Here is a 14,125-nt window from a genome sequence, read left to right as displayed (position 1 = left end):
CCGGCTTTAAGCCCCGCGCGACTTGCGACGCCTCCCCGCCCACTTCGGCAGCGCGATGCTGCGCCCGAGCAGGTTGATCACATTGCCGTGGTAGCCAGCGCGCGCTTCTTCGTAGTAGCCCATCAGCTGCTCGCACAGGGCGTCCCAGGTCTTATCCGCTACGGATTCGCGCGCGTTGTGCTTGAGTTCGTCCAGCCGGGCGGGGTCAAGCAGGTAGCGGGCGGCGTCGGGAAGTTCCTCGCTGAAGGTGTCGACCTCCAGCAGCAGGCCGTTCTCCCCGTCCTGGATGAGGTCGATTGGGCCGCCGGCCTTCGGGCCGATGGTGGGCACGCCGGAGGCCTGGGCTTCCTGGATGGCCTGGCAGAAGGTCTCGAACTCGCCGGTGTGCACGAACAGGTCCAGCGACGCGTAGGCGCGGGCCAGCTGCTCGCCGGACAGCGCGCCGGTAAACACAGCGGAGGGCATGAGCTCCTGGAGCGCGTCGCGCTCCGGGCCGTCGCCCACGATCACGAGTTGGATGTCCGGGTCCTGCTCAAGCACGGCCAGGCGGCACACGCTCTTCTCGCTGGCCAGGCGGCCGACAAAGCCGACGACCTTCTTCGTGCCGGTGGGATCCCACTGGTAGCGCAGCATGTCGGAGCGCTTCGACGGGTTGAACAGCTCCGCGTTCACGCCGCGACCCCAGCGCTTCACGTTCTTGATGCCGTGCGACTCCAGCTCCCGGATCGCCTCCGATGACGGGGCGAGGTTGAGCTGGCAGCGGTTGTGGATGTTGCGGGTCCAGTCCCAGGCCAGCGCGGCCACGGCGGAAAGCTGGTATTTGGTGGCAAAGCCGGCCACGTCGGTCTGGTACAGGCCCACGGCCGGCACGCCGAGCTGCATCGCGGAGAACACGCCCGCGCCACCGAGCACGAACGGGCTGGCCAGGTGAATGATGTCCGGCTCGAACTCCGCCAGCGCCGCGGTCACGGTGGTGGTGGGCACGCCGATGGGCAGCGAATCCACCAGCGGCACGCGCATCGTGGGCACGCGCACGATAGGAAAGCCCAGGTAGTCCGCGACCTCTTCCTGGAAGTCGCGAGCACCCGGCGCGACGACGAGCGCCTCGTGGCCCTCCGCCTTCAGGTACTCCAGGACGCGGAGCACCGAGTTGGTGACTCCGTTGATGTTCGGGAGGAATGATTCCGCGACAATTCCGACTCGCATACTTTCGAACCTTCCCATATGCATGCAAACGAGACTCTACGAGTGATCAAACTTTGTTCTAACTCAACGTGAACGTTTAGGCACTGATCGACGCACCCACGTCCACGCCAGCGCGAACACACCGGTGGCCACGAGCGCCACCGAGCCCGCGGGGATGAGCGAGAGCACCCACCCGCGCCCCTCAACCTTCACCAGGTCCGGGTTGCTCTTGGCGTAGGTCACCCAGACCTGCTGCCCCTCCCCCAGCCCGGAGGGGTAAAGCAGCCCGCTCGGGGGCGAGAAGTGCCGCCCCTCCTCGTCTTGGTATTCCACGGAGGTGCGCACCGCGCTCACCCCGGTCACCGTGGCCATGCCGCGTCCGGGGTCGGCCATGATGCGGGCGTCGTTCATCGCTGCTCCCCCGACCATCGCCACCGCCCCCAGCAGCGCGGCCAGGTAGAGCGCCAGCAGCGCCTGTTGCCCGCGCCGCCACCAATTGATCACCGGGCGAGCCTCTGCGCCAGTGCCCGCCGGGTCGCCCGCGTCGTGTCGACCTCCACCACGGTGATCGGGTTCGGCTCCGCCTCGAGCCGGATCAGGGTCTGCAGGAGTTCCTGCAGGCTGCCGGCGTGCTCGTAGTCGGCGCCATATGCCTGGGCAAGCTTCTCGACGCCCACGTGATGCCCCGTCCCGAACACCCGCTCAAAGTCGCGCTCCACGCTCTCCGCCCCAGCCTCGAGCGTGTGGAAGATCCCGCCGCCGTCGTCGTTGGCCACCACGATGGTGAGGTTCCCGGGGCGCGGCTCGTCGGGGCCGATGAGCAGGCCGTTTACGTCGTGCAGGAATGTTAGGTCGCCCATGAGGGCGACGGTGCGCGGGGCCCTGATCTCGTCGGGGTGCAGGGCCTGCGTCGCCAGGGCCACGCCGACGGCCTGGGAGACGGTGCCGTCGATACCCGCGGCCCCGCGCGCGGAGATGGTGGTCACGCCGTCGAACGGCATGCCCACCATGCTCACGTCGCGAACCGGGTTGGAGGAGCCGACGACGAGCGTGTCGCCCACGCCGAGGGTGTCGCACACGGCGGCAGCGACGTGCATGCCGGTCAGCCCGAACTCGTCCTCAGTGAGTGCGTCGCGCACGGTCTGGGCGCCGACCTCGCCCGCGGCCTCGCAGATCTTGATCCAGGCGTCCGTGGACTGTCCGGTGGCGTTGACGCGGGAGCCGCGCCGGTCCGGGTGGCCGGTGAACGTGTCGGTGCGCGAGATGCCGATGACCTCGATGTCCGGGTCCGCCATGAGCGCCATGACGTCGCGGTGCAGGGTGGGGTGCCCCACCACGATGAGCTGGTCCGGCTTGGTTTCCGCGGAGAAGTCGCCGCCGTCGTGAGAGATGGCGACCTCGCTCTTGGCAAAGAAGCGCGCCGCCAGCGGGTGCACCTGGTGGAAGGGGGCGGGCGCGGTCGGCTCCGCGATGGTGGGCACGTGCTCGAGGCCGGGGACGTCCCAGGCCTCGTCGCCCGCGATGACGAGGGTGTTGCGGGTCAGGTCCACGTCCACGGCGCCGTGGTCCACCCAGGTCGGCGGCGTGCTCAGGCGGCCCGGGCCGACCCGGCGCGGCTCGCCCTCCGGTGTCGGGAGCGTGTCGGGCACGAGCGGGGTGTCCAGGGCGACGTTGATGTGGACCTGGTCCGCCGCGAAGGACACGGCGGCGGCGTCCGCCTCCGTGGCCACCTGCTGGGTGGCGGCGTAGCGGCCGAAGATGCCGTCTTGCCAAATGGTTTGCGATGCCCCCGTGCCCACCAGCCGGGCCGGGCGGTCCGCACTCACGACGGCCAGCGGGGTGTGCGACATGTGCGCCTCCACCATCGCGGGCAGCGCGTTCGCCACCGCGGTGCCCGAGGTCATGACGACGCCCACGTGCCGGCGCTGCACGCGCGCGAGGCCGAGCGCGGTGAAGGCGGCCGAGCGCTCGTCGATACGCATGTGCACGCGGAGGTCCCTGCGGGCCATGAGCGCGTAGGCCAGGGGCGAATTGCGCGAACCCGGGCTCATGACCACGTCGGTGACGTTGTCAGCCAGGCGCTGGGCAATCACGCGGGCAACGGCAAGCGATTCAGGGAGCGTTTCCATGAGTGCCCAGTCTAGCGGTGGCTACTGGTTCTGAAGAATGTCGTCCGCGCCGCGGCGCAGCTCGTCCAGGAGGTCCTCTGCACCGGTGCGCACCTCGTCGGGGACCTGCACGTCGGGCGCCTCCGGGAGGTCGGGCAGCTCGGACTCCGTCGGCGCTGTCTGCGCTGTCGGCTCCGGCTCACGGGAATCCCTGTCGCGGTCGCCGAACAGCGACGGGCGCTTCGTGGTCGTCTCCGTCGACGTGACGGTCTCGGTCTGGGTATTGGTCACGGTCACCGGCGGCTTCGAGGCCTCGGCGGACGCGCCGCGCCACAGGAGGAAGAACACCACGCCCGCCGCCAGCGCGATGGCGAGCAGCACGCCCAGCACCATGGCGAGTGTGTTGGAGCGCTCCTCCGGCTCCTCGTAGTAGCGCGGCTCGGGCTCCGGCGGCGCCGGCTGGGTGTACTGCGGCTGCTCGTAACGGGGTTGCTCGTAGCGCGGGGGCTCCTGGTAGCGCGGGCGTTCCTGTTCAGCAGGGTCGGGGAAGTACTGCTTGGGGCGGGGGCGGTGCGGTGGTTCCTCCGGAACGCCAAACTGGCGCGTCTGGTTATCCATGCGGATAGCCTAACGCGCCAGTGACAGCAGGGCGGTATCTAGAGCACCAACCCGAACACGGGGACGGCGAGGAAGTAGGTGGCCAGGGCGATGAGGACCAGCGCGATCGCGTTGAGCCAGATGCCGCCCTTGATCATCTCGCCCATGGTGACGTAGCCCGAGGAGTACGCGATGGCGTTCGGCGGGGTGGCCACCGGAAGCATGAACGCGCAGGTGGCGGACAGCGCCACGGGGATGGCGAGGAGGAGGACGTTCATCTCGCTGGCGTCGGTAAGCCCGATGCCCACTGCCACACCGCCCATGATGGGCAGGAACGTCGCCGCGGTTGCGGTGTTGGAGGTCAGCTCCGTCAGGCCGAGCACGAGGGCGGCGATGGCGAAGATGAGCAGGAAGACCGGCAGGACGGCCAGGCCCTTGGCGGCCTCGCCGATCCAGAGCGACAGGCCCGTGGCGGTGAACATGGCGGAGAGCGACAGTCCGCCGCCGAAGAGGAGGAGGACGTCCCACGGCATCTCGTTCGCCGTCTCCCAGTCGAGCAGGCGCTTGCCGTTTTTCTTGCCCGGGATGATGAACATGAGCAGGCCGGCGATGATGCCCACGATGGCATCGTCGTACGGGAAGTCCCAGCCGAACTGGTTGATGCCCAGCGGGATGAAGATCCAGGCCAGCGCCGCGAGGAGGAAGATGATGCCCGCGGCAATCTGCGGGAAGGTCCACGGACCGAGCTTGCGGATCTCCGTCTCGATGAGCTCCTTGCCGCCCGGAATGTGGTCAATCTCCGGCTTGAACACCGTGATGAGCACCCACCAAGCGATGAAGGTGAACGCGATGGCCACCGGCATGCCAACCAACATCCACTGCCCGAAGCCGATGGTGATGCCGTGCGCCTCCTTCATGTAGCCCAGCAGCAGCGCGTTCGGCGGGGTGCCGATGAGCGTGCCGAGTGAGCCTATCGACGCCGAGTACGCGATCGCCAGCATCAGCGCGGTCCCGAACTTCTTCTGGTTCTGCATGCCGCCCACGGTGTCCGCGGTGAGCATGAGTACGGAGGTGCCGATGGGCAGCATGACCACGGCGGTCGCGGTGTTGGAAACCCACATGGACATGAAGCCCGTGGCGATCATAAAGCCCAGGATGATGCGCTTCGGGCTCGTCCCCACCAGCTTGACCACCACGAGCGCGAGGCGCCGGTGCAGGTTCCAGCGCTGCAGGCCCAGCGCCATGAGGAAGCCGCCCATAAACAGGAAGATGGTGGCGGAGGCGTACGGGGAGGACACCTTGGAAAACTCGGCCACCCCCATCACCGGGAAGATGGCAATGGGCAGCAGCGCGGTCGCGGCCAACGGGATGGCCTCCGTCATCCACCACACCGCCATGAGCACCGTGGTGGCGGCGACGACGCGCATCGCCTGCGCGGTGTACTCCACGTCAGGCTTCGCGCCCGCGGATTGCGACACCGTGTCCGGGGCGCTTGCGGGGAAGATGAACCAGATGAGCGCCGCGAGTGCAACGCCGAGGATCAGGCCGATCAGCTGGCGGCGCCACTCGCCTGGTTCTGGGGCTTTGGCGAGATCGCCATCCGACAGCGCGGATGAGTCATGCACAACGGGGGTAGACATTGCCCCACCTACTTTCCAACGTGTTCAGTACTGTTTCCACAGCATGATTGGTATTCTTTTTCACAATCACCTGTAAAAAAGTTTAGTGCACAGGGTGAAAAACCGGACATTCCGTTGGCATTCCGTAGGGCACTCCCGGGCGCACTACCCCCGTATGTAGGGGAGGCAGTCGCGCACGCGTTGGAACCACCAGTTTTCGCGTTCGCCGCCCGCACACAGGCCGTGGAGCCGCTCCGGATCGGGCACGGTGCGGCTGATACGGAGGCGGCCGCCGACAATCTCGCGCGGCGCCGCCACGTCCTCCGCGAACAGGTTTTGGGTGGCCAGGCCCGCCGCGCGTGAGCCCGTGAGCTGCGCGGCGACCAGTCCGGCGTCCATGCCCACTGCGGTGTCCAGCGCGCTGGCCACGGTCACGCCCAGGCCCAGCTCGCGCGAGATCCGCACCAGCGGGCGCACCCCGCCCAGCGGGGCGACCTTGCACACGGCGACGTCCGCCGCGCCCAGCTCGGCGACGCGGTACGGGTCACTCGCCTTGCGGATGGACTCGTCCGCGGCGATCGGAGAGGCGACGCGGCGGCGCACCTCCGCGAGCTCCTCGGCGGTGGCGCAGGGCTGCTCCACGTACTCGAGCTCGGCCACGCGCTCGAGCGCGTCGATCGCTTCGCAGGCCTCGTCGACGGTCCAGGCCCGGTTGGCGTCCACGCGCAGGCGCGCGTCGGGGCGGAGGGTGTGGACGCGGGCGAGGCGGGCGGTGTCGTCGGCAAGCGACTGCCCCTTCTCCGCGACCTTGACCTTGAACGTGTTGATCCCCTCCGGGTAACGGTCGAGCACGCGCTCGACCTGGTCGGCGGGCACGGCGGGAACGGTGCCGTTGACCTCGACCTCGCCCTCAGCTGCGGGGAGGCCCTCGAAGGCGGCTTCGATCCCGGCGCGCAGCCACGCTGCGGACTCCTCCGGCCCGTACTCGAGGAAGGGCGCGAACTCGCCCCAGCCAGCGGGCCCGTCAATGAGCAGGGCCTCGCGGGTGGTGATACCGCGGAATCGCACGGCCATGGGCAGCGTCACGACGTGCGCGCGCTGCAGGATCTCGTCGGCGGTGGGCAGCAAACTGTTTTCCCTTCCGTACATCGTCATGTTCTTGCTACTGTAATTTGCCTGCGGGGGCTCACGCGCAGGTAGGTAGGATGCAGTCCCATGAGTTACTCCACCTCCCAGCCGTTCGACCCCACCCAGTGGCGCAGCGTCGAGGGCTTCGACTTCACCGACATCACCTACCACCGCCACGTCGGCGAGTCCCGCGCCGACGGAATCGTGCGCATCGCGTTTGACCGCCCGGAAGTGCGCAACGCGTTCCGTCCCCACACGGTTGACGAGCTCTACCAAGCACTCGACCACGCGCGGCGCTCACCTGACGTCGGTGTGGTGCTGCTCACCGGCAACGGCCCCTCCGAAAAGGACGGTGGCTGGGCGTTCTGCTCGGGCGGCGACCAGCGCATCCGCGGCCGCTCCGGATACCAGTACGCCGGTGGCGATACGGCCGAGACCGTCGACACCGCGCGAGTGAAGGCAGAGGGCGGGCGCCTGCACATCCTGGAGGTCCAGCGCCTGATCCGCACGATGCCGAAGGTGGTCATCGCGGTGGTTAACGGCTGGGCGGCCGGAGGCGGGCACTCGCTGCACGTGGTCTGCGACCTCACCATCGCCTCGCGCGAGGAGGCCCGCTTCAAGCAGACCGACGCGGACGTCGGCTCCTTCGACGCCGGTTACGGCTCCGCCTACCTGGCCAAGATGGTGGGGCAAAAGTTCGCGCGCGAAATCTTCTTTTTGGGCCGGACCTACTCGGCCGAAGAGATGCAGCGCATGGGCGCGGTGAACATCGTCGCTTCGCACGCCGACTTGGAGGAGGAAGCGATCCAGGCCGCCCGCGAGATCAACGGCAAGTCGCCCACCGCGCAGCGCATGCTGAAGTTCGCGTTCAACCTTACCGACGACGGGCTCATGGGACAGCAGGTCTTCGCCGGCGAGGCGACTCGCCTGGCGTACATGACCGACGAGGCCGTCGAGGGCCGCGACTCCTTCCTGGAGAAGCGCCCGCCGCGTTGGGACGAGTTCCCGTTTTACTACTAGGGGCGCTTTGGTGCTCGTTGCTGGCTAGACGGCGCTGCCGCCCCAGATGACGAGAGGAGGATGACGAGGACGCGGAGAAATCAACGAGTTCGTCACCCCCTTCTCGTCACCCAGCCGAGTGTCGCCGAGCGGGATCCGCCAACGCCCTCCCCGCCGCAGTCCACGCCCTCACCACCAGCAGCACCCCACCGCCCAGCGCCACCGCCGCGCGCAGCGGGGTCGTCGCGGTCTCCGCCCAGGCCGGCACGGCGAGCACCCACAGCCAGCTGCCCGCCAGCACGTCGCCGCCAATGGTCACCGACAACGCGGTCCACACCAGCGTCGCCGCGAGCGTCCACGCGACTCCGAACCGCACAGTAATATGCAGCGCGGTCAGCGCGAGCGTACTCGTCGTCAGCAGTGCGATAGCACACCCAACTCCCCCAACCCCGCTGGTCAGCGCCCCGAACACCACCACGAGCGCGACCACGCCGCACGTCCACACCCGCAGCGCGGCGCCCACGCCCGGGTGCTCGACGCGCATGAGCTGCCACGCGGGCCGCAGCCTCGGCCACACCAGGGTGGGCAGCAGCCCCGCGCCGACCGGCAGGATGAGGTAGGTCTCCAGCGCGCGCCGCACTTCGACGGGGTAGCGCATCGCCACCAGCATCACCAGCGCGGTGAGCAGGAGCAGCACGCTTAACGACGCCACCCGCCCCGCCCCATACACACCCCGCAGCGCCGCAACGAATCCCACCCGCGCCGGGCGCGGCACCGCAGCCCCCGCCGCCCGCGGAGCGGCCACGACGTGTGCGGTCGTGCGACGCCGGCGCTCCCGGCGCGGCTCCGTCCACACCGCGCACGCCGCACCGAAGGCGGCAAGCAGGAGGCACAGCGCGAGTGGCGCCCAGGGCGACTGCCGGTCCAGGGCCGATCCGGGTTCCAACGGCAGCAGGTTGAATTGCAGCCCCATGAGCGGAAGCTCGAGACGCAGCGGCCAGGCGGCGGGGTTGGCCCACCACCAGACGCGGTCGCAGAAGTAGCCGAGCTCGACCTGGTACGCCATCGCCGCCACCAATGTGGGTAGCATCCCGACCCGGCGCACCAGCGCGGCGGCCACGCCCGCCACGCCGCACATGCCGACCCAGACGGCAGCGCCGGCAGCGAGCACCGCCCCCGCGCCGGAAAGCCCGACGGCGGAGGCCACCAGCCAGTTCACCCCGAAGTCCGCGAGGCAGAACACACCGAGTGCGGCCCACACCACGGCGAGGCGGGCAGCGCGCACGCGGCGGGGGTCCACCGGCCGCCAGTCGGTCCCGCCCGAACGTGACGAACGCTCGCGGGTCTCCGCCACGCCGGCGAACAGGGTCGCGACCGGCGCGGCGAGTGCGGTGACCAGGAGGCCTTGCCAGTTCATCAGGTCGCGTGCCGTCTCTACCCGGCCGACGAGCGAGAACGCCGCGAACACGCAGCCGAACAGCAGGCCCGCCCCGGCGAGCCACCACAGGGTCGAGCCGCGCGAGCGGATCCATTCAGCGTGCAGGTAATTCACTGCGCTCCCCCGTTCCCGCCGGTGGTGAGCCGGAAGAAGGACTCCTCCAGGTTCGGCCCCAGCTGCGCGAGCTGGCCGGCAAAGCGCACGCTACCGCCGGCGATGACGGTGGCGTCGTCAGCTATGTGCACGACCTCGCCGAGTTGGTGGGAGCTGACCAGCACGGTGCGCCCCGCGGCGGCGTATTCGCGCAGGTAGGCGCGCAGGTGGGCGATGCCCTCGGGGTCAAGTCCGTTCTGGGGTTCGTCGAGAATGAGCACCTCTGGCTCGCCGAGCAGGGCCTGCGCGAGCGCCAACCGGCCCTTCATACCGGTGGAAAACGCGCCCGCTTTCTTCTTGCCCGCGTCCTGGAGCCCCACGAGTTGGAGGACGCGATCCACCTCGGAATCCGGCAGGCCGAGCAGCGTGGTGTGCACGCGAAGATTGTTGCGGGCGCTTAAGTGGCCGTAGAAGGCAGGGTCGTTGATGGAGGCGCCCACGTGGCGCAGGTTTGCCCGCACAAAGGGCTGGCCCATGAGCGTGACCTCGCCGTCCTCAGGCGCGAGGAGCCCGAGCAGGACCTTCATGAGCGTGGACTTGCCAGCCCCGTTGGGCCCGAGCAGCGCGTGTACGCGGCCGGGAGTGGTGTGCAGGGAGACGTCGGTAAGCACGCGGTGGGCGCCGTAGGACACGGTCACGCCCTCGCACGCTAGCTGTGGTGAAGTCATACCCCAATCCTCGCCATCTGCCTAGCGCACCACATCGCCCCGCGGGCGGAACTTCACTCCTCCCGTGGGAGGAGATCAGGAGATCCCGGCGCGCTGCGCGATGAGCACGAGCGCGATCCGGTCGCGCGCGCCCAGCTTGGACAGCAGGCTGGACACGTGCGTTTTCACGGTGGTTTCGGCGATGAAGAGCCGCTGCGCGATCTCGGCGTTGGTGGCCCCGCGGCCGACCTCGGCGAGCACGTCCAGCTCGCGCGCCGTGAGCCCCTCGAGCACCGACCGGTCCTGCGGGGTGCCGCCACGCACCCATTCCATGACGCGCCCCGTCACCCCGCTGGCCAGGACGGACTCGCCGCGCGCGACGGTGCGCACCGCGTCCGCAAGCACGTCCGGGTCCGCGTCTTTGAGCAGGAAGCCGTGGACGCCGGCGTCGATGGCGGACTGGATCAGGGCGTCGTCGTCAAACGTGGTAAGCATGATCACCCGCGTGCCGAGCGGGAGGATCTGCGCGGCGGCGGCGATGCCGTCGAGCACCGGCATGCGGATGTCCAGCACCGCCACGTCGATGCGGTGCGCCCGCGCCCGCTCCACCGCCTGCGCCCCGTCCTTCGCGGTGGCCACGACCTCCAAGTCCGGCTGCGCCGCGAGGATGGTGGACAGGGCGGAAAGGAGGAGCGGTTGGTCGTCGGCAAGCAAAATGCGAATCATCGGCCCAGCTCCGCGCGCACGATAAAGGTGTCCCCGCGCTGCTCGGTCGACAGCGTGCCGCCCGCGCTGGCGGCGCGCTCGCGACAGCCCTCCAGTCCGGTGCCCGCGCCGGGGCGGGGGCGGATCGGCCCGGTCGACGCGACGGTCACGGCGAGCCGGTCTGCCGCCTCCACCCGCACGCGCACGTCCGGGTCCTCCTGGTGGCGCGCGGCGTTGGCCACGGCCTCGGCGACGATGCGGTGGGCGGCCAGGCTGCTCACGGCGGGCACCTGCGGCAGCGCGCCGCCCTCGTAGCTGACGCGCACCCCCGCGTCCCGGAAGCGTTGCACCAGCTCAGGCAGCTCCTCCGCACCCGCAGTTGGCTCCACCCCGCTGCCACCGTCGCGAAGGCCGCGCACGAGCCGGCGGATGTCCGTGAGCGCCTCGCCTGCCTCCGTGCTGATCTGTTTCAGCGCCTCACGCTCGTTCCCGGCCGCGAGCCCTGCGTTCGCCTGCACCCGTATCAGCGTGAGCGTATGCCCGAGCAGGTCGTGGATGTCGCCAGCGATGGCTAGCCGCTCCTGCTCGCGCGCCGCGCGCAGCCGCTCGCGCCTTCCTGCCTCCTCCCGTGCCAGGTTCGCGCCCAGCAGGTACGCCACGGCGAGCACCGTCCAGTGCGCAGCGAGCGCGAGTACCGCGTCCACCCCTGAGCGGTAGAACAGAACGAAGCGCTCGTCCCACGCCCACATAAACGGCGAGGCCAGCGCCCACACCATCGCCGCGGCAAGCACGCCCGCGCCGAAGCGCCCGCCCACGAACCTGCGCGCCACGAACACCGCCACGGGCACCGCCAGCACCCAGAGGGTGTAGCCCAGGTTGATCGGCGCAAGGATCCACACCGCAGACCAGGCCACATTCAGGGCAATCATGCTTATCGACGCCCACTTCGCCCGCAAAGTCACCACCCCGAACGCCGCGACGAACCCCCAGGACAGCAGGGCCTGCACCCACCCGGATGCGTCGCTCGGCTCCGCGAACGCGCTGGCCGTGTACACCAGCGCCAGCACCGCAGCGAGGCCGGCGAGGACCAGGTCGACCGTACGCATCCTCACCGCCTACAGCCCCCGGACGAACTCGGCGAAGCCCGGCGCGGTGAACTCCAGGTAGCCGTGGCTGGAGGTGTCGATGAGCCCCTTGTCCAGTAGGGATCGCCGCGCCATGCTCAGGTCGTTGGAGTCGCGTCCCATGGCCTCGGCGATGGCGCTGCGCTTCACCGGGGCGTCGCCCTCGGGCTCGCCCGCTGCCGCCATCGCGCGCAGCATCCGTGCCTCCGCGGGCGTGGCTTTCTTCCACCGGGCGCGGAAGAAGGTCTGGCGCATCTGGTTGAAGCCCTCCCCGGCGGCCTCAACCTGGGGCACCTCCAGCACCGTGCCCGGTCCCGGGAAGCCAGCGGCGCGCCACGTCTCGTCGCCGATCACCTGCATGAAGTAGGGGTAGCCGCCCGCGAACCCGAGCGCGGCCTCGAGCGCGTCGTCGGACCAGCGCACCCCCTTGGCGGCGGCGAGGCTGCGCAGCGCGTCCGCGGCCTGGTCGCGGGTGAGGTTGTGCAGGTGCTGGTAGGCGAAGCGCTCGGCGAAGCTCACCGCGTCCGTGACCACGTCCTGAGTGTGGCTGAGTCCTGCGGTGTAGGCGGCCATGGGCAGGTCGCGCTGCTCGGATTGCATGTGCTGCCAGGCGTAGGCGAGCGCCTTGATGCCGTCGGCGTCGGCGCTCTGGATCTCATCGATGAACAGGACGAGCCCCCGCGAGCGCTCCCGCGCTGCGCGGCCCGCTGCGGCGAGGAGCCGTTGCAGCCGGCGTCCCTGGCTGCCTGTCTCCGCGCCCTTGCGCGGGGCCGCCCCGCTGACCGAGATGCCCGCGACCTCAACTTTTGCGGTGGAGATGAGGGAGCGGAGGGCGTCGACAAGCGAGCCCTGCCAGGTGCTGGAGACCTCCTCGAGCGCCTCGACGAGCGAGGCGAGCAGCGGACCGTCGCCCGCGGTGACCCAGAGGGTGTCGAATCCCTTGGCCGCGGCGTCGGTTTGCGCGGCGCGCAGTAGGCTCGTTTTGCCCACGCCGCGCGGGCCGGCGAAGACCTGGATGCGGCCGACAAAGCGCGGCTCGACGATAATGAAGGCGAGGTCGCGGCGGATGTCCTCGAGGATCTGCTCGCGGCCGAAGACTTCCGGCGCAATTTCGCCTGGGGTGTACGGGCTTGGCTGCATGCCCCCTTTATACCTGTTTATGAATCGCCGAATCATAAAGACTCATACGGCTTGCTAGGCTAGATCCGTGAACAACCGCCTAGAGATCCTCCCCGTCGACCCCGCGAACCCGCTGGCCATCATGCCCGCGCTCGAGGAGGCACTCACCGGCCAACGCGCCCTCCTGCCGGTGCCCACCAACGACCCCACCCGCGCCAACCTGCTGCGCAATACGCAGGGCGTCGGGCAGCTTATCGACGCCAACGTCGCCCTCGTCGTCGCCACCTCCGGCTCCACGGGCCGCCCCAAGGGTGCGATGCTCACCGCCGCCAACCTCATCTCCAGCGCGGACGCGACCCACCAGGCGCTCGGCGGCCAGGGCCAGTGGCTGCTCGCCATGCCGGCCGCCTACATCGCGGGCATCCAGGTGCTGGTGCGCAGCATGGTCGCCGGCGTCGAGCCCGCCGCCCTGGACCTCTCCCACGGCTTCAGTATCAACGAGTTCGCCGAGCGCACCGAGGAACTCGCGGCCACCGGCGAGCGCTGTTACACCGCGCTCTCGCCCCACCAGCTGGCCAAGGCCACCTCGAGCCTGCAGGGCATCGATGCTTTACGACGCTTCACCGCCATCCTCGTAGGCGGCGCCGCCACCAACCCCCGCCTCCTCGACTCCGCGAAGAAGCTGCGCATCAACGTCGTAACCACCTACGGTTCCTCCGAAACCTCCGGCGGCTGCGTCTACGACGGCGTACCCATCGCCGGCGCGCGCGTGCGCCTCGACGGCGGCCGCATCGTCCTCGGCGGCCCCATGGTGGCCGAAGGCTACCGCGGTGACGTGCAGCCCGACCCGTTCACCACCGACGCCGACGGCCAGCGCTGGTTCACCACCTCCGATGCCGGCCACATCACCGACGGCGTACTCACCGTCGAGGGCCGCCTGGACAACGTGATCTCCACCGGCGGCTTCAAGCTGCAGCCGGAAGTGCTCGAGCGCTTCCTACTCGCCCAGCCCGGCGTGACCTCCGCCTGCGTTGTCGGCGTTGCCGACGAGCGATTCGGCCAGCGCATCTGCGCCGCCTACACCGGCTCCGCCACGGTGGCCGAGCTGATGGACGCGCTCCAAGACCTGCCCCGCTGGCAGATCCCGAAGGAGTTGCGCCCCGTCCCTTCCCTCCCCCAGCTCGGCCCGGGCAAGGTCGACCGCGTGGCGGTGGCGGAAATGTTTGGCGGGAACTAGCCTTCAACGTTTACGCTCTCGCAACACGGTGTCCTTCACACTTTGGGTTGTACATACCCATCCCTC

At 69.6% G+C, this 14,125-nt stretch carries 13 protein-coding genes; 2 read left to right on the top strand and 11 right to left on the bottom strand.

Going from position 1 to position 14,125, the window contains the following annotated elements; all coding sequences use genetic code 11:
- Window positions 1-6: 6 nt before the first annotated feature.
- The 6 genes from OVO38_RS00735 to OVO38_RS00710 form a co-directional block, all read right to left on the bottom strand.
- On the bottom strand, window positions 7-1,206 hold the full coding sequence (locus OVO38_RS00735; protein ID WP_267207515.1) for a glycosyltransferase family 4 protein: 1,200 nt from the start codon (window positions 1,204-1,206) through the stop codon (window positions 7-9).
- 63 nt (window positions 1,207-1,269) lie between these two features.
- Window positions 1,270-1,686 (bottom strand): DUF3592 domain-containing protein, encoded by a 417-nt coding sequence (locus OVO38_RS00730; protein WP_416358559.1) that lies wholly within the window; start codon window positions 1,684-1,686, stop codon window positions 1,270-1,272.
- The gene (menD, locus tag OVO38_RS00725) at window positions 1,686-3,314 is read right to left on the bottom strand and encodes a 2-succinyl-5-enolpyruvyl-6-hydroxy-3-cyclohexene-1-carboxylic-acid synthase (protein ID WP_267207513.1); all 1,629 of its coding nucleotides are present in this window, start codon (window positions 3,312-3,314) and stop codon (window positions 1,686-1,688) included. The genes OVO38_RS00730 and menD overlap by 1 nt, the downstream gene beginning before the upstream one ends.
- 21 nt (window positions 3,315-3,335) lie before the next feature.
- On the bottom strand, window positions 3,336-3,911 hold the full coding sequence (locus OVO38_RS00720) for a hypothetical protein (protein ID WP_267207512.1): 576 nt from the start codon (window positions 3,909-3,911) through the stop codon (window positions 3,336-3,338).
- Window positions 3,912-3,949: 38 nt separating this feature from the next.
- Window positions 3,950-5,530 carry an SLC13 family permease gene (locus OVO38_RS00715; RefSeq protein WP_267207511.1) on the bottom strand — a complete coding sequence of 527 codons (1,581 nt, stop codon included), beginning with the start codon at window positions 5,528-5,530 and terminating at the stop codon, window positions 3,950-3,952.
- A 144-nt stretch (window positions 5,531-5,674) separates the two neighbouring features.
- Window positions 5,675-6,664, bottom strand: coding sequence for an o-succinylbenzoate synthase (locus OVO38_RS00710; protein WP_267207510.1), 990 nt, complete (start codon window positions 6,662-6,664; stop codon window positions 5,675-5,677).
- Between the two features lie 60 nt (window positions 6,665-6,724).
- Here OVO38_RS00710 and OVO38_RS00705 point away from each other — a divergent pair, with 60 nt between their 5' ends.
- On the top strand, window positions 6,725-7,657 hold the full coding sequence (locus OVO38_RS00705; RefSeq protein ID WP_154880741.1) for a 1,4-dihydroxy-2-naphthoyl-CoA synthase: 933 nt from the start codon (window positions 6,725-6,727) through the stop codon (window positions 7,655-7,657).
- A gap of 106 nt (window positions 7,658-7,763) precedes the next feature.
- On the opposite strand, the gene OVO38_RS00700 is transcribed toward OVO38_RS00705, so the two are convergent.
- The 5 genes from OVO38_RS00700 to OVO38_RS00680 all read right to left on the bottom strand — a co-directional run bounded on the left by OVO38_RS00700 (window position 7,764) and on the right by OVO38_RS00680 (window position 12,843).
- A complete protein-coding gene (locus OVO38_RS00700; RefSeq protein ID WP_267207509.1) occupies window positions 7,764-9,188 on the bottom strand; it encodes a hypothetical protein in 1,425 nt (474 codons plus the stop codon).
- Window positions 9,185-9,895, bottom strand: a complete 711-nt coding sequence (locus tag OVO38_RS00695) for an ATP-binding cassette domain-containing protein (RefSeq protein WP_267207508.1) — start codon at window positions 9,893-9,895, stop codon at window positions 9,185-9,187. The genes OVO38_RS00700 and OVO38_RS00695 overlap by 4 nt, the downstream gene beginning before the upstream one ends.
- Window positions 9,896-9,970: 75 nt before the next feature.
- Window positions 9,971-10,600, bottom strand: a complete 630-nt coding sequence (locus OVO38_RS00690; RefSeq protein WP_267207507.1) for a response regulator — start codon at window positions 10,598-10,600, stop codon at window positions 9,971-9,973.
- A complete protein-coding gene (locus OVO38_RS00685) occupies window positions 10,597-11,685 on the bottom strand; it encodes a sensor histidine kinase (RefSeq protein ID WP_267207506.1) in 1,089 nt (362 codons plus the stop codon). Before OVO38_RS00685 ends, OVO38_RS00690 begins: the two co-directional genes overlap by 4 nt.
- A 9-nt stretch (window positions 11,686-11,694) precedes the next feature.
- Window positions 11,695-12,843 (bottom strand): ATP-binding protein, encoded by a 1,149-nt coding sequence (locus OVO38_RS00680; RefSeq protein WP_267207505.1) that lies wholly within the window; start codon window positions 12,841-12,843, stop codon window positions 11,695-11,697.
- Window positions 12,844-12,910: 67 nt separating this feature from the next.
- Between OVO38_RS00680 and menE the strand changes: the two genes are divergently transcribed.
- Window positions 12,911-14,059, top strand: coding sequence for an o-succinylbenzoate--CoA ligase (gene menE, locus OVO38_RS00675; protein WP_267207504.1), 1,149 nt, complete (start codon window positions 12,911-12,913; stop codon window positions 14,057-14,059).
- Window positions 14,060-14,125: the final 66 nt, after the last annotated feature.

The organism is Corynebacterium sp. Marseille-P8863, from assembly GCF_946902955.1.
Classification (GTDB): domain Bacteria; phylum Actinomycetota; class Actinomycetes; order Mycobacteriales; family Mycobacteriaceae; genus Corynebacterium; species Corynebacterium gottingense.
Note: the sequence above shows the minus strand (reverse complement) of the source record. Positions and strands in the feature narration are given on the sequence as shown.